This window comes from Flavobacterium psychrolimnae, from assembly GCF_003312425.1.
In the GTDB taxonomy this organism is placed as follows: domain Bacteria; phylum Bacteroidota; class Bacteroidia; order Flavobacteriales; family Flavobacteriaceae; genus Flavobacterium; species Flavobacterium psychrolimnae.
In genome coordinates this window covers 75170-99373 of sequence record NZ_QNUX01000009.1, presented here as the reverse complement: position 1 = coordinate 99373, position 24204 = coordinate 75170, and the positions used below count along the sequence as shown (strand labels likewise).

At 35.7% G+C, this 24204-nt stretch carries 23 protein-coding genes; 18 read left to right on the top strand and 5 right to left on the bottom strand.

Annotation, left to right across the window (positions count from 1 at the left end; genetic code table 11):
- The first annotated feature begins 164 nt into the window (after positions 1-164).
- A complete protein-coding gene (locus tag DR980_RS10705) occupies positions 165-797 on the top strand; it encodes a chloramphenicol acetyltransferase (RefSeq protein ID WP_113635952.1) in 633 nt (210 codons plus the stop codon).
- A gap of 33 nt (positions 798-830) precedes the next feature.
- Positions 831-1337, top strand: a complete 507-nt coding sequence (locus DR980_RS10700; RefSeq protein ID WP_113635950.1) for a ferritin — start codon at positions 831-833, stop codon at positions 1335-1337.
- A gap of 293 nt (positions 1338-1630) precedes the next feature.
- Here the strand turns inward: DR980_RS10700 and DR980_RS10695 are convergent, their stop codons facing one another.
- Positions 1631-1963 (bottom strand): single-stranded DNA-binding protein, encoded by a 333-nt coding sequence (locus DR980_RS10695; RefSeq protein ID WP_113635948.1) that lies wholly within the window; start codon positions 1961-1963, stop codon positions 1631-1633.
- Between the two features lie 186 nt (positions 1964-2149).
- Between DR980_RS10695 and DR980_RS10690 the strand changes: the two genes are divergently transcribed.
- The 5 genes from DR980_RS10690 to DR980_RS10670 all read left to right on the top strand — a co-directional run bounded on the left by DR980_RS10690 (position 2150) and on the right by DR980_RS10670 (position 8194).
- Complete coding sequence (locus DR980_RS10690) at positions 2150-3679, top strand: bifunctional GNAT family N-acetyltransferase/carbon-nitrogen hydrolase family protein (RefSeq protein WP_113635946.1); 1530 nt, start codon at positions 2150-2152, stop codon at positions 3677-3679.
- The gene (locus DR980_RS10685; RefSeq protein WP_113635944.1) at positions 3676-4026 is read left to right on the top strand and encodes a hypothetical protein; all 351 of its coding nucleotides are present in this window, start codon (positions 3676-3678) and stop codon (positions 4024-4026) included. The genes DR980_RS10690 and DR980_RS10685 overlap by 4 nt, the downstream gene beginning before the upstream one ends.
- Before the next feature lie 103 nt (positions 4027-4129).
- Complete coding sequence (locus DR980_RS10680; protein WP_113636073.1) at positions 4130-6445, top strand: M28 family peptidase; 2316 nt, start codon at positions 4130-4132, stop codon at positions 6443-6445.
- An 11-nt stretch (positions 6446-6456) separates the two neighbouring features.
- Positions 6457-7260 (top strand): SDR family oxidoreductase, encoded by an 804-nt coding sequence (locus DR980_RS10675; protein ID WP_113635942.1) that lies wholly within the window; start codon positions 6457-6459, stop codon positions 7258-7260.
- A gap of 1 nt (position 7261) precedes the next feature.
- Positions 7262-8194 (top strand): DMT family transporter, encoded by a 933-nt coding sequence (locus DR980_RS10670; RefSeq protein ID WP_113635940.1) that lies wholly within the window; start codon positions 7262-7264, stop codon positions 8192-8194.
- Between the two features lie 61 nt (positions 8195-8255).
- On the opposite strand, the gene DR980_RS10665 is transcribed toward DR980_RS10670, so the two are convergent.
- The gene (locus DR980_RS10665) at positions 8256-10319 is read right to left on the bottom strand and encodes a M13 family metallopeptidase (RefSeq protein ID WP_113635938.1); all 2064 of its coding nucleotides are present in this window, start codon (positions 10317-10319) and stop codon (positions 8256-8258) included.
- 231 nt (positions 10320-10550) lie between these two features.
- On the opposite strand from DR980_RS10665, the gene DR980_RS10660 reads away from it, so the two are divergent.
- The 5 genes from DR980_RS10660 (at position 10551) to DR980_RS10640 (ending at position 16231) form a co-directional block, all read left to right on the top strand.
- Positions 10551-11216, top strand: coding sequence for an SCO family protein (locus tag DR980_RS10660; RefSeq protein WP_113635936.1), 666 nt, complete (start codon positions 10551-10553; stop codon positions 11214-11216).
- A 152-nt stretch (positions 11217-11368) separates the two neighbouring features.
- Positions 11369-11611 (top strand): FeoA family protein, encoded by a 243-nt coding sequence (locus DR980_RS10655; RefSeq protein WP_091172304.1) that lies wholly within the window; start codon positions 11369-11371, stop codon positions 11609-11611.
- Complete coding sequence (feoB, locus tag DR980_RS10650) at positions 11605-13707, top strand: ferrous iron transport protein B (RefSeq protein WP_113635934.1); 2103 nt, start codon at positions 11605-11607, stop codon at positions 13705-13707. Before DR980_RS10655 ends, feoB begins: the two co-directional genes overlap by 7 nt.
- A 100-nt stretch (positions 13708-13807) precedes the next feature.
- On the top strand, positions 13808-16036 hold the full coding sequence (locus DR980_RS10645; RefSeq protein WP_113635932.1) for a TonB-dependent receptor family protein: 2229 nt from the start codon (positions 13808-13810) through the stop codon (positions 16034-16036).
- A 66-nt stretch (positions 16037-16102) separates the two neighbouring features.
- On the top strand, positions 16103-16231 hold the full coding sequence (locus DR980_RS10640; protein ID WP_113635929.1) for a FeoB-associated Cys-rich membrane protein: 129 nt from the start codon (positions 16103-16105) through the stop codon (positions 16229-16231).
- Positions 16232-16233: 2 nt separating this feature from the next.
- Here the strand turns inward: DR980_RS10640 and DR980_RS10635 are convergent, their stop codons facing one another.
- From DR980_RS10635 to DR980_RS10625, 3 genes are read right to left on the bottom strand one after another with little or no spacing between them, the layout of a single operon-like run.
- On the bottom strand, positions 16234-16650 hold the full coding sequence (locus tag DR980_RS10635; RefSeq protein ID WP_113635926.1) for a hypothetical protein: 417 nt from the start codon (positions 16648-16650) through the stop codon (positions 16234-16236).
- A 47-nt stretch (positions 16651-16697) separates the two neighbouring features.
- Positions 16698-17516, bottom strand: coding sequence for a ZIP family metal transporter (locus DR980_RS10630; protein ID WP_113635924.1), 819 nt, complete (start codon positions 17514-17516; stop codon positions 16698-16700).
- A 2-nt stretch (positions 17517-17518) separates the two neighbouring features.
- On the bottom strand, positions 17519-18166 hold the full coding sequence (locus tag DR980_RS10625) for a metal-dependent transcriptional regulator (RefSeq protein ID WP_113635922.1): 648 nt from the start codon (positions 18164-18166) through the stop codon (positions 17519-17521).
- Positions 18167-18344: 178 nt separating this feature from the next.
- Here DR980_RS10625 and DR980_RS10620 point away from each other — a divergent pair, with 178 nt between their 5' ends.
- The 6 genes from DR980_RS10620 (at position 18345) to DR980_RS10595 (ending at position 24153) form a co-directional block, all read left to right on the top strand.
- Positions 18345-20588 (top strand): TonB-dependent receptor, encoded by a 2244-nt coding sequence (locus DR980_RS10620; RefSeq protein WP_113635920.1) that lies wholly within the window; start codon positions 18345-18347, stop codon positions 20586-20588.
- Complete coding sequence (locus DR980_RS10615) at positions 20588-21055, top strand: thioredoxin family protein (RefSeq protein ID WP_113635918.1); 468 nt, start codon at positions 20588-20590, stop codon at positions 21053-21055. Before DR980_RS10620 ends, DR980_RS10615 begins: the two co-directional genes overlap by 1 nt.
- Positions 21056-21091: 36 nt before the next feature.
- Positions 21092-22243, top strand: a complete 1152-nt coding sequence (locus DR980_RS10610; RefSeq protein ID WP_113635916.1) for a lycopene cyclase family protein — start codon at positions 21092-21094, stop codon at positions 22241-22243.
- Positions 22244-22344: 101 nt separating this feature from the next.
- A complete protein-coding gene (locus DR980_RS10605; protein ID WP_091172289.1) occupies positions 22345-22755 on the top strand; it encodes a BrxA/BrxB family bacilliredoxin in 411 nt (136 codons plus the stop codon).
- A gap of 260 nt (positions 22756-23015) precedes the next feature.
- Positions 23016-23474 (top strand): DUF1905 domain-containing protein, encoded by a 459-nt coding sequence (locus DR980_RS10600; RefSeq protein ID WP_113635915.1) that lies wholly within the window; start codon positions 23016-23018, stop codon positions 23472-23474.
- Between the two features lies 1 nt (position 23475).
- Entirely contained in the window at positions 23476-24153 is a 678-nt protein-coding gene (locus DR980_RS10595; protein ID WP_113635913.1) for a DUF2461 domain-containing protein, read from the top strand.
- Positions 24154-24204: the final 51 nt, after the last annotated feature.

Below are 24204 nucleotides of genomic sequence, written 5' to 3'. Positions count from 1 at the left end.
TATTCTCTAAAACCCTAAAGGAAATTTCTTTAGGGTTTTTTTTATGCCTTCATGTTTCCATTTGAAAAAAGTCTTCTTATTTCTTTAAAATAAAAATTCCAAAAAACGGATTTATGATTTAAAAGATTAGCAGTACTTTTGAAAAACAAATAAAATTACGCATTTTGAAAACCCTTTTAGATATAGAAAACTGGCCTAGAAAAGAACACTTCCATTTTTTCAGACAATTTGAAGAACCATTCTTTGGTGCTACTGTCGAAATCGATTGTACCAAAGCTTACGCTAATGCAAAAACATTGAAAGCTTCTTTTTTCAGTTACTATTTACATAAAACATTAGTAGCAGTGAATACGATTGAACCGTTTCGATATCGGATTTCTGATGACCAAATATATATTTGTGATCAGATAAACGCCTCGGCAACTATTGGCCGGAAAGATGGTACATTTGGTTTTTCTTTAATTGAATACGACTCTGATTTTGCTGTTTTCAAAGGAATCACTGCGACAGAAATTGACCGTATTCAAACCACAAGCGGACTTTTTACCCGAAAATTTAACGACGACAATGTAATTCACTTTTCGGCGATTCCGTGGCTCGACTTCACCTCATTATCGCATGCCAGAAGTTATACTTTTCCAGATAGCTGTCCGAAGATTTCGTTTGGAAAAATGAAAATTGCTGACAATGGCAAAAGAAGCATGCCAATGTCCGTTCATGTGCATCACGGATTAATGGATGGTTTTCATCTGGGACAATTTGTGGATTGTTTCCAAGAATTGATGAATCAACAATAAAATATTTTTTTAACTTTACTAAAACTCACTATTATGTTATCACAAAATATTGAAACCGCATTAAATAAACAAATTCGAATCGAGGCCGAATCTTCGCAAACCTATCTTTCTATGGCTTGTTGGGCTGAAATAAACGGACTCGAAGGAATTGCGCAATTCATGTTTGCACAATCTGATGAAGAGCGCTTGCACATGCTCAAATTAATCAAATATGTTAATGAACGCGGCGGTCATGCAAAAATCACCGATTTGAAAGCGCCAAAAACGACTTACGAAACCTTCAAAGGAATGTTTGAAGAACTTTATAAACATGAAATTTTTGTTTCGGATTCAATAAATGAATTGGTGCACATTACTTTTTCAGAAAAGGATTATGCCACACACAACTTTCTACAATGGTATGTTGCCGAACAAATTGAAGAAGAAGCAACCGCAAAATCTATTTTAGACAAAATCAACTTGATTGGTGATGACAAAGGTGGTTTGTATTTATTTGACCGTGATTTACAACAAGTAGCACTCGTAAAACCTGCTATTTAAATGTTAAAATTTATTTAGAACAGATAAAAATAACATACATTTGCCTTAGTTTTTAATTCTTTAGAAAATTGGAAAAGAAAAAAAAGGAAAAGAAAAAGGATAAAAAAGAAATCCTTAAAACCATTAAGATTGCAGAAAACTGTAAATCTAAATGCTGTAAAAAATTTAAAAAAGGAGAAGACAAACGTTGCAAACGATGTCCTCTTTTTGATTTATTGAAAAAGGTATCTTGATTAAAATATAAATGCCCTCTATTGCTGAGGGCATTATTTTTTAAATGTATAACGGAATAATTATTTTCCTAAAAGCATTATTTCGTTTACCACAACTTCCGTCACATACCTTTTTTCTCCGTTTTTATCGTCATAACTTCTATGTGTCAGTTTTCCTTCTATTGCTACTTCCTTTCCTTTGGTAACATATTTCTCTATGATTTCAGCTGTCTTTCCCCAAGCCACTAATCTATGCCATTGTGTTTCTTCTACTTTTTCTCCTTTGTCGTTTTTGTAACTCTCGTTTGTTGCTAGCGTGAAATTGGCCAACTTTTTTCCTCCGTCAAATGATTTGATTTCCGGATCATTCCCAACGTGTCCAATTAACTGTACTTTGTTTCTTAATGTGCTCATGGCGTGTAAAATTTAAATGTTAGTGTATATAAGTTATTTGTTGAATCGTTATTTCAAATCAACACTGCAAAGATGCGATGACAATCAAAAACTAATCGGTAACTAACTATTTACTTTCGGTTGTAACTATTTGTAAACGTTTGTAAATGGGAAAAATTCGCTATATTTGATAAAAATAAAATTTTTATGCAGGCCAAAATTAACAAAGTAGAATTACGAAATCTTGAATTTGAAGATTACAAACAACTAAAAAACTCAATGGTAGAATCGTATCCGGAAATGGTAGGTTCCTACTGGAGAGAACATCATATCGAAAAATTATTATCTATTTTCCCAGAAGGTCAATTGGTAATTTTGGTAGATGGAAAAGTAGTTGGCTCTGCTTTGTCTCTAATTGTTGACGAAAGTTTAGTAGACAAAAACCACAATTACTCTGACATAACCGGAAAATACACCTTCTCTACCCACAACCCAAAAGGAGATGTTTTATACGGAATAGATGTTTTTATTCATCCAAATTATAGAGGATTACGCCTTGGAAGACGATTGTATGACGCCCGAAAAGAATTGTGTGAACAATTGAATTTGAAAGCAATTGTGTTTGCTGGAAGAATTCCTAACTATGGGCAGCATGCAGAAACACTTACTCCAAAAATTTATATCGAGAAAGTAAAGAGAAAAGAATTACACGACTCCGTACTTTCATTCCAGTTGAGTAATGATTTTCACGTAATCCGAGTGATGAAAAACTACTTGGAAGGTGATACCGATTCAAAAGAATTTGCAGTTTTACTGGAATGGAACAATATTTATTACGACGAAAGCCCGAAATTAATAAACCTCAAGAAAAGCGTTATCCGCTTAGGACTTGTTCAATGGCAAATGCGTCAACTAAATAATCTGGAAGCTTTATTCGAACAATGCGAATTTTTTGTCGATGTCGTTTCTGGTTATGGAAGTGATTTTGCGCTGTTTCCAGAACTATTCACCGCTCCTTTGATGGCGGATTACAATCATTTGTCAGAAGCCGATGCGATTAGGGAATTAGCAAAACATGCAGAACCTGTTCGCAAACGTTTCCAGGAATTGGCTATTTCTTACAATATCAATATCATCACAGGAAGCATGCCGTACTTAGAAAACGGTACATTATATAATGTTGGTTTTCTTTGCAAAAGAGACGGAACTTCTGAGATGTATGCCAAAATCCATGTTACTCCAAACGAAGTACAGCATTGGGGAATGACAGGTGGCTCACAAATTAAAACATTTGACACCGATTGTGGTAAAATTGGAATTATGATTTGTTATGATGTTGAATTTCCAGAGCTTTCCAGATTATTGGCAGATGAAGGAATGAACATTTTATTTGTTCCGTTCTTGACAGATACTCAAAATGCGTATACCAGAGTAAAACACTGCGCACAAGCCAGAGCTATAGAAAACGAATGTTACGTAGCTATTGCAGGTTGTGTTGGTAATCTTCCTAAGGTGAACAACATGGATATTCAATATGCGCAATCCGCTGTGTTTACACCTTCTGATTTTGCTTTTCCAAGTAACGGAATTAAAGCCGAAGCAACTCCAAATACGGAAATGACACTGATCGTCGATGTAGATTTAGATTTATTGAAAGAACTTCACGAGCATGGAAGTGTTCGAATTCTGAAAGACCGCAGAACTGATTTATACGACATCAAAAAAATAAATCCATGAACAAAACCTGCTTAGAATGTGGAGAAAAGATTGTGGGCCGGGAAGACAAAAAGTTTTGCAGCGACGGTTGTCGTAACGCTTTCAACAATAAAATAAACAAAGACAGTACTAATTTTATGCGCAACATCAACAACAAGTTGCGCAAAAATTACCGCATTCTATCTGAGCTAAACACCGACGGGAAATCAAAAGCCACACGGGCAAAATTGTTAAGTAAAGGTTTTGATTTTGAATTTTTTACCAATATACTCCAGACCAAAACAGGAAATACCTACTATTTCTTGTACGACCAAGGATACATGGTTTTAGAAAATGATTTTTATATGTTGGTCAAAAAAGACATTTAATACCGTAAATCCCCAAATCTACCTAATCACCATGAAAAAAGACTATTTTTCAATTTTTGCCGGCTTATTCATCCTATTAATTCTAGGGTTAATTTACATTACGATGATGCCACAATGGACTTCTGACGATGAAGGTTCACTTCCTGAATTTTCAACAAAAAGAGCCTTAAATCAAGTAGAAGCCATTTCAAAACAACCACATTTTGTAGGTTCTGCAAATCATGAAGTAGTCGCAAATTATCTCGTAAAAGAGCTGACTAAGTTAGGACTTGAGACTTCAATTCAGGAAGGATATACGCTTAGCGATTGGGGAAATCTGGTTCAGTCCAAAAATATTTTAGCCCGAATCAAAGGTTCCAATAGTTCCAAAGCATTGTTATTGCTTTCCCATTATGACAGCGCACCTCACTCCTACTCTCCTGGTGCCAGCGATGCGGGTTCTGGTGTAGCGACAATCCTGGAAAGTGTTCGTGCTTTTTTATACAATAAAACGCCGCATAAAAACGATATAATTATTCTGTTTTCAGATGCTGAGGAATTAGGACTGAATGGCGCTGCACTTTTTGTAACCCAACATCAATGGGCTAAAGAAGTCGGCTTAGTTTTAAATTTTGAAGCACGCGGCTCATCCGGTCCAAGCTATATGCTGATGGAAACCAACAAAGGAAATGCGGGATTAGTAAAAGAGTTTGCTTCCGCAAAAGCGACTTTTCCGGTGTCTAATTCCTTAATGTACAGCATCTATAAAATGTTACCCAACGACACTGATTTGACCGTTTTCAGGGAACAAGGCAACATTCAAGGTTATAATTTTGCTTTTATAGATGACCATTTTAACTATCATACCGCCCAAGATGACATCAATCATTTGAACAAAAACACATTAGCACATCAAGGTTCTTATTTGATGCCGCTATTGAATTATTTCTCAAACACAGATTTAAACACAACAAAAGCCAGCGAAGATTACGTCTATTTTACCATTCCTTACACCTTTATAAGTTATCCTTTCAGTTGGGTTTTGCCCATGGTAATACTCGCATTGGCGCTATTTATTTTTCTGTTGTTTTTAGGAAAAGCCAAACGAATTTTGTCGTTTAGGGAAATCGGTAAAGGATTTATACCACTATTGGGTTCTTTATTTACATCTGGATTAATCACTTTTTTCGGGTGGAAAGGCTTGTTAATGGCCTATCCGCAATACAATGATTTACTCAACGGATTTACCTATAACGGACATGCTTATATTGCCGCTTTTGTGTTATTATCCTTAGCGATAAGTATGGTTTTTTATCATTTATTATCTGAGCGAAAAGTAACTATCAATCATTATGCAGCGCCATTATTTTTATGGATTATCATCAACGGTATTCTTGCTTTTGTTTTACCAGGAGCAGGATTTTTAATTATTCCGGTGTACTTTGGGCTATTAATTTTTGGGCTTTTTATCGTGACTCAAAAATCGAACAAAACATTAAATCTCCTATTAAGCATTCCCGCTTTGATGATCATAGCGCCTTTTATCCAAATGTTCCCAATAGGTTTGGGACTGAAAGTACTGTTTGGAAGTGCTATCCTTACGGTACTGACTTTTGGCCTATTATTGCCGGTTTTTGGGGCTTTCGCCAAAAAGGGAATCTGGTCCATAATCCTTCTTTTGCTTTCCATCGGCTTTTTTGCGAAAGCACACTCTGAATCCGGTTACGAAACTGGCAAAGCAAAATCAAACAGTTTATTGTATATCTATAATGCCGATACGGACCAAGCAAGTTGGGCAACGTACGACACCAATCTTGATTCCTGGACCAAAGGCTATTTGGGTGAAAACCCGAAAAACGCAACCAATTTGAACGAAATTCCTTTGTTCAGCAAATACAATTCTGGTTTTACATATGCGGCAAATGCGCCTAAAAAAGACCTTCAGAAACCAAGTATTGAATTTCTGGAAGACCGAATCGTAGGCAATCAACGGTATTTGAAAATAAAAATTTCCCCAAATCGAAATGTTAATCGTTATGATATTTTTGCCAATGAAAAAATGGCTCTTCACAATTTCAAAGCTAATGGCGTGACAACATTAGGCCAAAAAAATTCACTTTATCAGCGAAAAGGCAAAAAGATATTGAGCTATTATGTGGTAGGAAATGCACCTTTAGAAATGCAGTTCAGCATGAATGTTTCAACAGTTTTAGATATGGAACTGTTAGAAAGTTCATTTGATTTGTTGTCAAACCCATTATTTAAAATCACAAAAAGAGAAAACTGGATGATGCCAACGCCTTTTGTTTTGAATGATGCAGTGGTCATTAGACAAAAAATAAAAGCGAGTCCGGTTGTTCGGAATGCTTTGGGTAGTCTTACTAATCCTGTAATAAATGATAGTTTGACTGTTGTGAAAGAAAGTTTGAAAGTCAATTAATTTTAAAAAAAATGACACAGATTAGTATTCTAGGTTGTGGTTGGTTGGGTTTGCCTTTGGCGAAAGCCTTATTGAAAAACGATTATTTAGTAAATGGCTCGACGACATCTGCAGAAAAATTAGAAGTCTTGAAATATGCAGGAATTATCCCGTTATTAATTGCGCTTTCAGAAAATAAAATCTCTGGAAACTTAACTAAATTTCTGGAAAATTCTAAAATTCTGATTATCGATGTTCCGCCGAAACTTCGCGGTTCAGGCACAGAAAATTTTGTATCCAAGATTAGAAATATAATTCCGTTTATAGAACAATCTTCTGTAGAAAACGTGCTTTTCATCAGTTCAACATCAGTTTATAATGATGATGAAGCTTTTATCAATGAAGAAACTATTCCAAAACCAGATACGGAAAGCGGGAAACAACTACTGGAAACAGAACAGCTTTTACAAAGCAATATAAATTTCAAAACAACGATTTTACGTTTTGGCGGCTTAATTGGCGAAGACCGTCATCCAATAAAATTCTTGGCTGGTCGTGAGAATTTGGACAATCCTGATGCGCCCGTTAACTTAATTCATCAGGACGATTGTATTGGAATAATTCTAAAAATTATTGAAACGGATTCTTGGAATGAAACCTTCAATGCGGTGGCTCCATCTCATCCTTGGCGAGAAATTTACTATACTCAAAAGGCTATGGATTTGAATTTAGCTTTACCAAAGTTTAATTCTGAACAAAATTCTGGTGGAAAAATAATTTTGAGCGCTCGTATTGAAAACGTTTTAAAGTATACTTTTACGAAACCAAATTTGTAACGTGAGAACTAAAATTAAGAATGCTGTTTCGTCGAAAGTTAGCGCCATTGGATTACCTATTTTGGCATTGTGCTGGGTCAGTTTTTTTTGGGGAACCACTTGGATTGCTTCAAAAGAAGGCGTAAAACACATGCCAGCCTTGCAACTTGTCGCTATCAGGCAATTTCTGGGAGGATTTCTTTATATTTCCTATTTTTTGTATAAAAAAGCGCCTTGGCCAAAGGGAAAACAATGGAAAACAATTATCATTTTAAGTATTCTTAATTTTGTTTTAAGCAACGGATTAAGCACTTGGGGAGTAAAGTATATTAGCAGTGGTTTAGGAGCAATAATTGGCGCTTGCGTCCCTTTATGGATTGTGATTATTACTTTTTTTAGAGGCGAACGATTGTCCAGATTATCAGTTATGGGTTTGATTATCAGTTTTAGTGGCGTTTGCGTTATTTTTTACGACCATTTGAGTGATTTTTTGATTCCAAATTTCAGATTCGGAATAATTATTTCCGTAGTTTCTACATTGACATGGGCTTTTGGAACGTTATACACGAAGAAAAAAGCAGCAACTTTTAATCCTTATTTTAGCTTAGGAATACAAATGTTCTTGTCGAGTATTTTAGTTTTTGCCTATACCGGCGCAACTGGAATATCTGTAAGTTTAAGTGAAATCCCTGCGATTTCGTGGTGGTCTATTGGTTATTTAGTTGTTTTTGGTTCCATCCTTACTTTCATTGCCTTTATCTATGCACTTCAAAATCTTCCTGCTGAAATTAGCAGTGTTTATTCCTATATTAATCCCATTATTGCTGTGCTTCTGGGTGCTTTTATCTTTGGCGAAACACTTAACACCGCAATAGCCATAGGCGGAAGCGTTACATTGTTTGGATTGTATCTGGTGAATTATTCGTTGAGGAAAGGCCGGAAAATAAATTCGTAATAAATCAAAAAGTCCCATCTGAAAGATTCAAATGGGACTTTTTTTATGATTTTATGTATTCTTACCAGATTCTTACACGCTTTTCAGGTGCAATATACATTCCGTCAGTTGCTTTGATATCGAACGCTTTATAAAACGTATCTATATTTTGCAAAGGAACATAAGCACGATACATTCCTGGAGAATGCGGATCTGTTTTCACTTGGTTTTTCAACGCTTCATCACGCATTTTTGAACGCCAGATCGTTGACCAAGAAATAAAGAAACGTTGTTCTGGAGTATATCCGTCGATTAATCCTGGATTTCCATTTTCTTTCAAATACAATTGTAAACCATCATAAGCAGCATTTACTCCACCTAAATCTCCAATGTTCTCTCCTAGAGTAAATTTACCATCTACGAAAGTTCCTGGAATTGGTTCCAAAGCGCTGTATTGAGCCGCAAGAGCTCCTGTCAAAGCAGAGAATTGTTTCAAATCTTCAGCCGTCCACCAGTCAACTAAGTTTCCATCAGCATTGTAACGGGAACCTGAATCATCAAAACCATGTGAAATTTCATGTCCGATAACCCCACCGATTCCACCATAATTTACGGCTTCATCCGCTTGATAATTATAAAAAGGCGGTTGTAAAATCGCTGCCGGGAATACAATTTCATTGTTTGATGGATTGTAATAGGCATTTACAGTTTGTGGTGACATTCCCCATCTTTCTTTATCAACAGGCTTGTTCAACTCGGCTAAGTTTTCTTCAAAACGCCATTTTGCCATGTTTTTTGAGTTTTCAAAATAGGTTCCACCTTCTTCTGGACTTTTAATCGTCAAGGCTGAATAGTCTTTCCATTTGTCAGGATATCCAATTTTTATTCTTGATTTATGCAATTTAGCAAGCGCGCTTACTTTTGTTTCTGCAGACATCCAAGATAAATTATTGATTCTGTTTTCGAAAGCTAAGAAGATGTTTTTAATCATTTTCTCTGCTTTTACTTTGGCTTCAGCCGGAAATTTTTTCTCAACATATAATTTTCCTAAAGCTTCACCAACAGCACCGTTTATCGTTTGAAGTGCTCTTTCATCACGTGGTCTTTGGCTTACAGCACCCGTTAACGTTTTTCCGTAAAACTCAAAGTTTGCATTTTCAATTTCAGTAGACAATTGGCTTGACGCTCTGTTCAACAAACTCCAACGCATGTATGCTTTCCAGTCTTCCACTTTATTTTCTTTGAAAATAGTTTCTAAAGCGGTCATGTATTTAGGTTGTGATACGATTACGGTATCCACTTTTGTCAATCCAATTTTTGTGAAATAATTATTCCAGTTGATTGATGGAGTCAATTTACTCAATTCAGTCAACGTCATTGGGTTGTAAGACTTACGGCGGTCTCTGCGCTCTACTCTGTCTAATCTTGGTTTAGACATGGCAATTTCAAGAGCCAGGATTTTATCAGCATTGGCTTTTGCAACAGCAGGCTTATCACCCAAGTACTGCAACATTTTGGCAACGTGTAAAACATATTTCGCACGTTTCTCTTTAGAATCGGCATCTTCAGAAACATAATAATCTCTGTCTGGCAAACCTACGCCACCAGGACCTAAATTAATCACATTTCTACTGCTGTTTTTTGCATCAGTTCCTACACCGGCGCCCATAAATCCGATGCCACCGATAGGTTCCATTTCAATCAATAAAGCCTCTAAATCTTTAGCATTTTTAACCGCATCAATTTTTTTCAAGTACGGTTTCAAAGGCGCTATTCCTAACTTATTTCTTCCTACAGTGTCTAAAATAGATTTGTATAGATTAATTGCTTTTCCTTGATCCGTATTTGATTTATAGATCGGATTTGTCGTGGCTTCTTTTAAAATTGCCAAAGCATCCGCGTCAGTTCGTTGACGCAATTCGTCAAAACTACCCCAACGGGTTCTGTCACCTGGAATCTCCGTGTTGTCCAACCAAGTTCCATTCACGTAGCGAAAGAAATCATTACTTGGTTTCACGTTTTTATCCATGTAATTCACATTGATTCCCGGTTCCTTAGCTGCAGGAGCGGTTTGCGCTTGACTCACCGCAAAGCCCATAATTGCGGGAATCACAAAAAGCAGTTGCTTATTGCTGTTTTTCTTCATTTTTTTTAGTTTTTAGTTAGGTTAACAAAGCTATTAATAAATTATTTGATTTTTAGTTAAAATCAATTATTTACAAAAACATCTTTATTTGACTTCAAAATTTCTAAAAGGTTTAATCAGAAAAAAATAATTTTATGTGCTTTATTTGGAAGGAATCTGCTTAAAATAAGATTGTGTTAATTTGAATTAAAAACAAATCCCGTTTTCGTATTTTTGCATCAAAATAGCACTATGTCAGAGTTTTTTAAAAAATACCGTCTCTTTTTTGGGGTTTTCATTGTTCTTTCGGCAATCATTTTAACCTTATTTTATTCGGCTTTAAAGCCAAAAAAAACACTCCCCATTTTTAATCCAGCAGATGTAAATCCGGAATTAGTGGATAGCACCGTTCAGTACAAAAGCAAATACCACACTATTGCTGATTTTTCATTCATCAACCAAAACGGAAAAACCATCACTCAAAAAGATTACGAAGGCAAAATATATGTTGCTGATTTCTTCTTTACAACTTGCGGTTCCATTTGTCCAAAAATGACCACCAACTTATCCGATATCCAAAAAGCTTTCGCTAATAATCCAAAGGTAAAACTGCTATCTCACACCGTTTTCCCTGAAACAGACAGCGTTCCAGTTTTGAAGGCTTACGCCAAAAAACATCATGTTGATGATAACAAATGGAACTTAGTAACCGGAGATAAAAAAGAAATTTATACGATGGCCAGAAAATCCTATTTGGCTGTGAAACTTGGAAAACCAAGTGAACTTTACGACATGGTTCACACCGAAAATTTTGTTTTGGTCGACACCAAAAGAAGAGTTCGTGGGTTTTATGACGGGACCAATAAAGAGGATATGAAACGATTAATCGAAGACATTACTTTTTTGAGTAACGAATAAGAAGTATCCAAACGAATACCCTTTATATAAAGAAAACCGCTGCATTATCCGTTGTATCGATTTGTTTTAATTACAGTATAAATGTGATATTTATCATTTGTGTTTGTATTAAAATGTGTATTTTTGCAATCTTAATTCAATCTAAATAAGGTTTGCAAACAACGATACATTCTCTCAAAAAAGGCGAAAAAGCCATTATAAAAGACTTTGACATCGACACCGTTCCATTAAAATTATTGGAAATGGGTTGCTTGCCCGGCAATATGGTTGAATTACTTCAAATTGCTCCTTTTGGAGATCCTCTGTATTTGAATATTAATGGATCACACGTAGCAATTCGGGTGGAGACTGCAAAAGAAATTGAGGTTGACATTATAAAAACCAACTTATGGTAAGCAAACAAAATATCAATGTCGCTTTGATCGGGAATCCGAATGTGGGTAAAACTTCTGTTTTCAATCAGCTTACGGGTTTGAATCAACAAGTGGGGAATTATCCCGGAATTACCGTTGAAAAAAAGATAGGTTTCTGCAAATTACCCAATAATATCAAGGCAAATATTCTCGATTTACCCGGAACATACAGCCTGAACGCCAGTTCCATTGATGAAAATGTGGTCATTGAATTATTACTGAACAAAAACGATAAATTATATCCTGATGTCGCGCTTGTCGTTACCGATGTAGAAAATTTAAAACGAAACTTACTTCTTTTTACCCAAATAAAAGATTTAGAAATCCCTACCATTTTAGTCATCAATATGGCTGACAGAATGAAATTCAAAGGGATTACGCTAGATATTCCGTATCTTGAAGAGCACTTAAAAACTAAAATTGCATTAATCAGTTCCAGAAAAGGATATGGAATTGACGAGTTGAAAAATTTGATTGTGAGCTACCGAACTATTTCAAGCGAACCTTGCCTGAATGCCTCTGTAATTGATCGGGATTATTTCAATAGTTTGCGCAAAGCATTCCCAAATCAATTGCTTTATAAATTGTGGTTGGTGATTACGCAAGACGTAAATTTCCTGAATTTAGAGCGAAATGAAGTCCGAAGCTCGTTCACAAAATCGCACTCTGATTTAAAACGACTGCAACAAAAAGAAACCATAAAACGTTATCAATTCATCAATGATGTGCTGAAAGTAGGTTTAAAAATTGACTCCTCAGTTGCAAGAGATTACCGTAGCAAACTCGACCGCGTGCTAACGCATAAAGTTTGGGGATATGTCATTTTCTTTTTGATTTTGTTCGTTATTTTCCAATCTATTTTCGAATGGTCTAAAATTCCAATGGACTTCATCGATGCTTCTTTTGCTTCGTTGAGCACGCTTGCTGCCGAAGAATTGCCAGCCGGAGTTTTAACCAATTTAATTTCGCAGGGAATCATCCCGGGAATTGGAGGAATTTTAATATTTATACCACAAATTGCCTTTCTATTTATGTTTATTTCCATTTTGGAAGAAAGTGGTTATATGAGCCGCGTGGTTTTCCTGATGGATAAAATCATGCGAAAGTTTGGTTTATCGGGCAAAAGTGTGGTTCCACTTATTTCTGGTACCGCTTGTGCAATTCCGGCAATTATGGCAACCCGAAATATCGAAAACTGGAAAGAAAGATTAATTACGATTCTGGTAACTCCTTTCACAACTTGTTCCGCCAGATTACCTGTTTACGCTATCATTATTGCATTGGTAATTCCGGACAATCGTGTTTTTGGATTTCTGAACATGCAAGGAATGACTTTGATGTTGTTGTACCTTTTGGGTTTTGGAATGGCTATTTTCTCCGCTTACATTTTGAATAAAATCCTGAAAATTAAAGGAAAAACATACTTTGTAGTCGAAATGCCAAATTACAAATTACCACTTTTCAAGAACGTGGGAATCAATGTAATCGAAAAAACAAAGGCTTTTATTTTTGGAGCCGGTAAAATCATTCTGGCTATTTCCATCGTATTGTGGTTTCTAGCTTCTTACGGTCCAGGAGAAAAATTCAATAATGCCGAAAAAATTGTCACTGAAAACACTATAAATAATCCGTTACCGGAGGCTGAATTTGAAAATGCTGTGGCTTCTCAAAAACTAGAAAACTCCTATATTGGAATTATGGGAAAAGCCATTGAACCTGCTATTTCACCGTTAGGTTACGACTGGAAAATAGGAATTGCCATTATCAGTTCTTTTGCTGCCAGAGAAGTTTTTGTGGGAACATTAGCTACGATTTACAGCGTTGGCGGAAGCGACAATGAAGTTACCATCAAAAATAAAATGGCTGCCGAAATCAATCCGGTGACTGGAGAAAAGATCTTCAACTTTGCCTCTGGAATATCATTACTGTTGTTTTATGCTTTCGCCATGCAATGTGCCAGTACGCTTGCGGTTACTAAAAAAGAAACCAATTCTTGGAAATGGCCAGCCGGACAATTGATCTTCATGTCTGGATTTGCTTATGTTGTGGCGTTAATAGCGTATCAAATTCTGAAATAAAATATTGAACAAAAGTTAAACTTCCAATTTTTATTATTTTTATCTTGTCTAAATAAGATTTCGATTTTACCTTTGCAGCGTAGAATTAATCTAAATAAAAATGAGGAATAATATAATTGCAGCTTCACTATTAGTTACGTCAGCTTTGTTTGCACAAGAAAAGGAACTTTCGAAAACCCAAAAAGACAGTATTGAAAGTTTAAATGAAGTCATCATCACCACTGATGCGATCGTTGGCAGTAAATTTAAAGCCAAAAACAAAGCAGGTTCTACTTATTTTATTTCTCCAAAAGAATTAAAAACCTTCAACTACGACGATGTTTCCCGAATTCTAAGAACTGTTCCAGGAGTTACTATCCAAGAAGAAGATGGTTTTGGTTTACGCCCAAATATTGGAATGCGAGGAACCAGCCCAAATCGAAGTGAAAAAATCACCTTGATGGAAGATGGAATTCTTATTGCTCCAGCTCCATACTCTGCTCCTGCTGCTTATTATTTCCCAACGGTAAACAGAATGCAATCTTTCGAGATATTGAAAGGCGGAAGCCAAATCCAATACGGCCCATACACAACTGGAGGCGCCATGAATATGGTTTCGACTCAAATACCAAATCGGTTTTCAGGTCGTGTAATAGCTAGTATTGGAAGTTTTAACACAAAAAAAACATACGTGAATATTGGCGATGAACATAAAAATTTTGGTTATGTCTTAGAATACAACAACCGAAATTCTGATGGATTCAAAAAAATTGACAACAGCTCAAAAAATACTGGTTTTCAAGGAAATGATTATGTGGCAAAATTCAGGATTAATACAAATGCAGATGCAAAAGTATATCAATCCTTAACAGCAAAAATTCAGTACAGCGAAGATTTAGCAAACGAAACCTACCTTGGCTTAACCGATGCCGATTATGCTAACAATCCATACCGAAGATATGTAGGTTCCAATGAAGATTATATCGAAACGGAGCACAAACAAATCATGTTGACGCACTTGATTAAACCGTTTGAAAACTTCAGTATTACTACTAAAGCATATAAAAATGAATTTGCCAGAAACTGGTACAAATTAGATGCCGTAAAAGTTGGTGCATCAAAGGTCAGCATCAATAACATTCTAACAGATCCTGAAACTTACAATGCAGAATACCGCGCCATAACAGGTGCTGACAACACAATAAACAACGCTTTATTGGTGAAAGCGAACAACCGTATGTATGAAGCAAAAGGAATTCAAACCGTAGCGAACTACACTTTTGAAACCGGAAAAACAAAACACGATATTGATTTTGGTATCCGCTACCATGAAGATTTTGAAGACCGTTTCCAATGGGTTGACGGATATGCAATTCAAAACGGTGTGATGAACAGAACCAGCAACGGAACTCCTGGAACTGACGCCAATGCTATCGTAAAAGCCGAAGCCATTGCAGCGCATATTCTTTACAATTTGAGTATTGATAAATTCACTTTCACACCTGGAATTCGTTACGAAGACATCAAATTGAATTCGTTGAATTATGGTACAAATGATGTGCTTAGAGCAGGAACAACTTTGGCAAGAGCCAACAATAAAACAAATGTTTGGATTCCAGGAATGGGGATTTTGTATAAAATAAACGACGATTACAATATTTTTACAAGCGTTCATAAAGGGTTTTCACCTCCGGGTGTGAAAGCTGGCGAAGATGCAGAAAGCAGTTTGAACACCGAATTAGGGTTCCGTTTTCACAAAAATGCTTTGCAAGGTGAAATCATTGGATATTACAACAACTTTTCAAATCTTCAAGGCTCAGATTCAATGTCAGGCGGAGGAGCTGGAACTGGAGATTTATTCAATGTGGGAGAAGCTATCGTAAAAGGAATCGAATTACTGGCAACCTACGATGTTATCAACAACCGAGAAAAAGGGTTTAAACTACCGGTTACTGTTTCCTATACTTTGACGGACACGGAATTGAAAAATAATTTCAACAGCACGATTTGGGGAACTGTAGAAAGTGGAGATGAAATTCCATACATCGCCAAAAATCAGTTGGCTATCACAACAGCATTTGAAACTGAAAAATTCAATTTTGCTCTAAGCGGAAAATACGTAGATGCTTTCAGAACTGAAGCGGGTGTTGGAACTATTCCGGCGAATAACAGAGTCGCTTCAAATTTCATTATAGATTTCTCGGCTAAATACCACCTCAACAAAAACATCAGTTTGATGGGAAATATTATTAATTTACTGGATAAAGAATATGCAGTTTCTAGAGTTCCTGCAGGTTTACGACCAGGTCAGCCTTTTGGAATTAACTTTGGAATCATGGCGCAGTTGTAAAAACTTTGTCTTTAGTTTAACGCAAAAAAGCAACCCCAAAAGGTTGCTTTTTCTTATATTTACAATATGGAAATTCAAGAAATTTTAGCTTTTTTAGCACTCGGAATAGCACTGACTTTTTTGATTAAAAAATTCTTTTTCAAAAAGAAAAAATCCGATAAAGATTGTGGCAGCGGTGATTGTGGTTGTAGTTAATATTACTTTAGATAACCAATTTTCAGATAATAATCTTCCGGATTAATCTTGCTTCCTTCTTTTGGATACGGCACCACACCGATGTTTTTTATCTTCTTCTGTTTTTCAGGCAGATATTTAGAGAACCACTTTTTATTGTCTTCTTCGTTTTTCATCGAAAACACCAAAGTCGTATCTTCAATTAATTTTGAATCTTTGTACACCGAAACAACAGCACTAACTTCTCCCGCCCAAATACAAGTTACACCTTCAGGGCAACGAGAATCAGCAACAACAGCTTTCAAAACCAACTGAAATCCTTTTTGATTGGGACATACTTTTTGTTTTATAGTTGTGTATTTAACTTTTTGTGATTCTTGGCTTTGCGCCAAAACTACACTGCTGAATATCATAAAAAGGAATAGAATTGACTTTTTCATACGCTATGTTTAAGGATTACTATATTCTTTTTAAAACCAATACATTCTTACCCCAAAGCAACATCCAAAACCATCATCACGATAAATCCTCCAACGAATCCAAGCGTGGCAATATCCGTATTTTTATCCTGTTGCGTTTCCGGAATCACTTCCTCGACCACTACAAAGATCATCGCGCCTGCTGCAAAAGCCAAAGCGTACGGCAAAATTGGAGTGAAAAATGTGACTGCAAAAGCACCTAAAACAGCGGCAACCGGCTCAACTAATGCTGAAGATTGTCCGTACATAAAACTTTTCCATCGGCTCATTCCCATTCTGCGCAACGGCATGGCAACAGCGATTCCTTCCGGAAAATTCTGAATTCCAATACCAATTGCTAACGTAACAGCACCCGCGATGGAAGCTTCCGGAATCCCGGCAGCAACCCCACCAAAAAGAACTCCAACCGCCAATCCTTCCGGAATATTGTGCAATGTAATCGCCGAAACCAACAATGTGGTGCGTTGCCAAGGCGATTTAATTCCTTCGGTAACTTTAAAATTGATATGCAAATGCGGCAACACTTTATCAATTCCGAAAATAAAAAGCGCGCCAAGGAAAAAACCAAAAGCTGCAGGAATAACTTTCGCAAATCCTTCACCGCCCGTCATTTCAATGGCAGGAGCCAATAAACTCCAAAAACTGGCCGCAACCATAACACCACCGGTAAAACCGAGCATTCCGTCAAGAACCGTTCGATTCATGGTTTTAAACATAAAAACGAAAGAAGCACCTAACGCGGTCAGAAACCAAGTGAACAAACTCGCATACAAAGCGGCTAATATTGGGTCGATACTCGTGAAATAATCTACTATAGATTGAAACATAATTATTTGATATATAAATTACTGGCTATTTTATTTGAAATCGTTATTTCTTTGGTTCCAACCCGAATTCGGAAAGAGGAATCAAAACTTTCCTTTTCGATAATTTCAATTTGGGAACCTAAAGCAATTTCCTGTTTGTCTAAATATTTTAAAAAATCTGACGAAGTATCTTTGACACCCACACAAATCCCGATTTGGTTTTTCTCGAATTCAGAAAGCAGTTGCTTTTCAACTTTAATAATTCTTCCTTGCGCATCAGGAATGGGATCGCCATGCGGATCTTCGGTAGGATTTCCAAGAAAATCATCGAGTTTATTGATCAGTTTTTCAGATTTGATATGTTCCAATTGCTCTGCGATATCGTGTACCTCATCCCAAGAAAAATCTAGTTTCTCCACCAGAAAACATTCCCAAAGTCGGTGTTTTCTAACAATCATCTTCGCCGCTAATTTTCCTTTATCCGTAAGGGAAACACCTTGATATTTTATGTAGTTCACCAAGTCTTTTTCGGAAAGTTTCTTAAGCATATCAGTAACGGACGATGCTTTGGTTTCCATTTTTTCAGCAATAGCATTGGTACTGATATCAGCATCCGAAACGGAAGTAAGGTGGTAAATGGTCTTGAGATAATTTTCTTCTGAAAAGGTCATTTAATTTAAGATTGAAGATTAACGTTTTTTGATTTCATATTTCAGACTTCTCACTAAATCAATTAAGTTATTGATACAAATGTAATTAAAAAATTTGTTTTGCAAAATATAATTTTTAGCTTTGTCTAAATTTAATTTAAGTATAGTGAAAAAATTATGTGTGTTATTTATTTTTCTGATGTTTCAATTTGGCTACAGCCAAGAAAAAACGAGTCTTTCGGGATTTGTTTCATCAGAAAAAAAAGGAGTTTCGGAGGCTCTTGTATCTATAATTGGAACAAAATACACAGCCCAAACGGATAGTTTAGGAAAGTACACTATCGGAAATATTGATGAAGGAAATTATAAAATACAAATTGTTGCAGAAGGTTTTCAAACTTTAAAAAAGAATATAATTGTCAAAATTAATGAAAACAACATTTTGGATTTTGAACTTTCAAGTGCCGAAAACCAACTCAACGAAGTCGTTGTTTCGGGAACATTGAAAGCGGTAAAAAGATTAGAAAGCGCTGTTCCTGTCGAAGTTTATTCTCCAATATTTTTCAAGAAAAATCCAACAGCCAGTATTTATGAAGCATTGCAGAATGTAAATGGAGTACGACCGCAACTGAATTGTGGCGTTTGCAATACCGGCGACATTCACATCAACGGTTTGGAAGGTCCGTATACTTTGGTTCTGATAGACGGAATGCCCATAGTGAGTAGTTTATCCACAGTGTATGGATTATCCGGAATTCCAAACTCACTGGTGGAACGAATAGAAATTGTAAAAGGTCCCGCTTCTTCTTTATACGGCAGTGAAGCCGTGGGTGGTTTGATCAATATCATTACTAAAAATCCAACAAACGCTCCCCTTTTCTCCGCTGATGTGTTTTCTACTTCTTGGTTGGAAACCAATGTTGATTTAGGAGTAAAACTCAATGTTGGCAAGAAAGCAACCGCACTTTTAGGTTTAAATTATTTCAACTACAATCAAAAAATTGACAATGATAACGACGGATTTACTGATGTTACTCTTTCTGACCGAATTTCCCTTTTTCAAAAATGGACTTTCGACAGAAAAGAAAATCGATTGTTTACCATTGCGGCACGTGGCGTTTATGAAGACCGTTTTGGTGGCGATGTGCGTTGGGAGAAAAAAAATCGTGGCGGTGACGAAATTTACGGCGAAAGCATTTATACCAAACGAGCAGAATTGATTGGAAGTTACCAATTGCCTTTTCAGGAAAAACTAATGCTATCCTTTTCAGGAAACGTACATTTTCAAGACAGTCGGTATGGCACAACGAGTTATATTGCCAACCAAAAAATTGGTTTTCTACAATTGACTTGGGATAAAAAAATAGGGAAAAATGATTTGCTTACCGGAATTGCCACCCGATACAATTATTACGATGACAATACGCCAGCAACTTCAAAACTGGGAAATAACAACCCCGAGAAAACCTGGTTACCGGGAATTTTTGTTCAAGATGAAATCACGTTTACTGAAAAACACAAGCTGTTGCTGGGAATGCGTTATGATTACAACTCGTTTCACGGAAGCATCTTAACACCCAGAATTGCTTACAAATGGAAATTGGACGATAACAACATCATTCGTTTGAATGCCGGAACAGGTTTTAGAGTCGTGAATTTATTTACCGAAGATCATGCTGCTTTAACTGGTGCTCGTGAAATTGTCATCGCAAATAACCTGAAACCAGAACAATCCATAAATGCCAATTTGAATTATATCAAGAAAATAAATTTCGATAACGGAACCTTTATCGGTATTGAAACTTCGTTTTTTCATACGCGATTCAGCAATAAAATTGTATCGGATTACGATACGAATCCCAACCAAATTATTTATGACAACATCAACGGTTATGCGATAAGCCAAGGAATCAGTACGAATATCGATTTTAATTTTCCAAATGGATTAAAGATTATCACTGGTGCTTCTTTGCTTGACAATAAAAATATTGAAAATGGCCGAAAAGAAACGCCTTTTCTAACCGAAAAATTTACCGCAACATGGAGTGTTTCGTATAAAATTCAAGCTATTGATTTGAATGTAGATTACACCGGAAATGTGTACAGCCCGATGCAATTGCCTCTTTTGAGCGCTTTAGATCCTCGTGCTCCGGAATCGCCTTGGTACAGTTTGCAAAACATTCAATTCACATATTCTGGTTTGCAACACTTTGAATTCTATGCTGGAATTAAAAACCTGTTGAACTTTTTGCCTAAACAAAACAATCAATTTTTGATTGCAAGAACCAATGATCCTTTTGATAAAAATGTAACATACGATACGAACGGACAAGTATTGGCAACACCTGAAAATCCTTATGGATTAACGTTTGATACTACTTATGTCTATGGACCGAACCAAGGAATCAGAAGCTTTTTCGGACTTCGCTATACCTTAAAATAATGAAAAAGAATCTTTATTTACTGTTGCTTTTATGCTGTGTGATTCCTGCTGGATTCGCGCAGTTGCATTCAGTTGCATTCGAAGAAATCGAAAGTTTACAACGTATCGAAAAGAGAAAAACAATTGTTTTCATTAAAACCTATTGGTGCCAATTTTGTCATGCGATGAAAAACACCACTTTCAAAAACGAGGAAATCATCAAGGAGCTTAACACTGCTTTTTATTTTGTTAATTTCAATGCCGAAGAAAAACGAACGGTAGTTTTCAATAATACCACTTTTCAATTCAAACCCAAAGGAAATACCTCCGGAACACATGAACTGGCCATCTCACTGGGAACAATAAATAAGCAACTGAACTTCCCTGTTCTATGTGTTTTGAACAGTGAAAACGAGATTATTTTTCAGCACAGCGGCTACTTAAAACCAAAAGAATTAAAGCTGATTTTAGCCAAACTAAAAGAATAAAATTGCCTATTTTTGGGGGAAATGTCAAATTCCCAAATGAAACACTACGATTATATTTTTACCGGCGCAGGATTATCGGCTTTGATGACCGTGTATAAAATGGTGCAATCCGGAAAATTTAAGAATACAAGTATTTTGTTATTGGATGAAAATACTAAAAAAACCAACGACAGAACCTGGTGTTTTTGGAAAATTAACGATTCGGTTTGGGAACAATCTATTTCCAAGAAATGGGATTCGGCTTTGTTTGCCAATGAAAACTTTCGCAGGGATTTAGACTTGCAACCGTACCACTACAATATGGTAAAAGGGCTGGATTTTTACAACCAAGTATTTGATTTGCTTTCGAAACAAGAAAACATCACTTTTCTAACTCATAAAGTTTTGGAAATTGAAGAATCCGAAACTATAATTCTGGTACAAACCGAAAGTGAATCCTTTTCGTGCTCGAAATTATTCAACAGCATTTACAACAAACACAAAGCAGAAAGCCAGACAAAATATCCAGTTTTACAACAACATTTTATTGGTTGGTTTATCAAAAGCGAGCAGCCTGTTTTCAATTCGGAGCAAGCAACTTTCATGGATTTTTCGGTGGAACAAAAAGGAAATACCCGTTTCATGTACGTGTTGCCCACCTCAAAAACCGAAGCTTTACTGGAATACACCTTGTTTTCGCACCAGCATTTAAAAAAGGAAGAATACGAAAACGAAATCCAACAATTCATCAAAAAACTTGGGATAACGAACTATGAAATCGTCGTAAAAGAGCAAGGCAGCATCCCGATGACCTGTTATCCTTTTTGGAAATTAAATACTAAAAACGTACTCAACATAGGAACTTCCGGCGGTTGGACAAAAGCCAGTACGGGTTACACTTTCAAAAACTCCGATAAAAAATCAAGTGAATTAGTTGCCTTTCTTCAAAGGGAAACCGACTTTACAAAATTTCATAGAAAGACAAAATTCTGGTTTTATGATTTGCTTTTGTTAGACATTTTAGATCGGAAAAACGAATTAGGTTCCCACATCTTTTCTTCGATGTTCAAAAAAGGAAATCCAAGTTTGATTTTTAAATTTTTAGACGAGGAAACTACTTTATACGAAGATATTCAAGTGATTTTAAAATGTCCGAAAATGCTATTTATAAAAGCTATTTTTCACGTGGCTTTCAAAGCAATGAAATAACAATCAAACTATAACAAAACTTTATAATTGAACTCCAATTCTTGATTGTAAACTTTGTAACTTTGCAACTCAAAATTAATATTGATTTAAAATAAAAAGATATGTATCCAGAAGAAATGGTAAAACCAATGCAAGCGGAATTAACAGCTGCAGGTTTTCAAGATTTACATAGTGCTGAAGCGGTAGAAAACGCAATGAAATTAGAAGGAACAACGCTTGTAGTTGTAAATTCAGTTTGTGGTTGTGCTGCTAGAAACGCACGTCCGGGAGCAAAAATGAGTTTAGATGGCGCTAAAAAACCAGACCATTTAATCACTGTTTTTGCAGGAGTTGACAAAGATGCGGTTGATGCTGCAAGACAACACATGTTCCCTTTTCCTCCATCATCGCCAAGTATGGCTTTGTTCAAAAATGGAGAATTAGTACACATGCTAGAGCGTCACCACATTGAAGGTCGCCCAGCAGAACTAATTGCTGAAAACTTGAAAGACGCTTTCAACGAGTATTGCTAATACATGCCAAAGCATAGAATTTAAAACCACGTCTCGGCGTGGTTTTTTTATTTGGAGCTATTTCCAGCTATTCGTTTCAATCTTTTTCCCCGCTAAAAAGCGGATAAAAAAGGATTTCCACTGCAAACGAAGTTCACTGAACTCCTATAAAAATATAATCCTGTGAAGTAATCTGGGCTAGAAATATTTAGGGTAGAAAAAGAGGTGTATATTTGATAGCATTAATAGTTTGCGGAAAAGCTAAAAAATGAGACTGTAAAATGGATTATATCATAAAAGACGAAAAACTCGAATTAATACATGAACACGGAAAAGGGGCTTGGACTTATCATTTACGTATTCCAAATTCAAAACATATTGATGGAAAATGGGGCGACATAAAAGTGTCAGGTTCAATCGATACCTATAAAATTGAAGCAAGAAACCTTGCTCCAATAAAAGGAGAAGACAAAATGCTTTCTGTAAATAGTGAAATAAGAAGAGCTATCAATAAAAAAGGGGGCGATATTGTTACCGTTTCACTTTATCTATTATCCAAGAAAGAAGAAATAACTGAAAAGCAAATTTTAGAAACCTTCAAGGAATCGGGAGTTTTAGAAGCTTTTGAAAAACTTAACGAATCTGAAAAAAATGATATTTTAGAAAGTATTATTTCTCAAAAAATCGAAGAGAAACAAATCAAGATAATTATAAAACACATAGATAAATTAAGTACGTAAAATGATTAAGCAAACATCTTTAAACTTTTTAAAAGAACTTAAAAAAAATAATTCAAGAGAGTGGTTTGAACAAAACAAACTAATTTATCAAGCCTACAAGGATGATATTATTTTCTTTACAGAAAATTTATTGTTAGAATTAGCAAAATTAGACCTTTCAATAGCGAATACAAATTTAGTTCCTAAAAAGTGCTTGACAAGAGTAAACAGAGACTTGCGGTTTTCAAAAGACAAGACACCATATAAAAACTATGTATTGGTCGTTTTTAATAAAAATGCTCCACACGGAAACACAGCAGGATATTTTATTCATATTGAACCAGGAAATTGTATGGTTGGTGGTGGAATTTGGCAGACAACCCCTGAATTTTTAAAAAAAATTCGGAAAGAAATAAGTTATTCATACGAGGAAATTAACGGAATAATTTCAAGCAAACAATTTCAAGATATATTTCCAAGCGGTATTCAAGGTCAAAGTAAATTAAAAAAATTCACTGATTTTTCTGAAGAAAGGGAACCAGTTATTGAATTGCTAAAAATGAAAGGTTTTTGTACCAAAGAATTGATAAGTGACAATGTTTTGACAAGTCCAGAGGCAGTAAAAATCATTAGCAACTATTTTAAAACAACAAAACCACTGATTGAATATCTTAATAAAGCTATAGAATTTGAAGAATAAATCACTTCACCTCCTAAACAAATTCTTTCGTGTGCCTTAAAACAATAATTA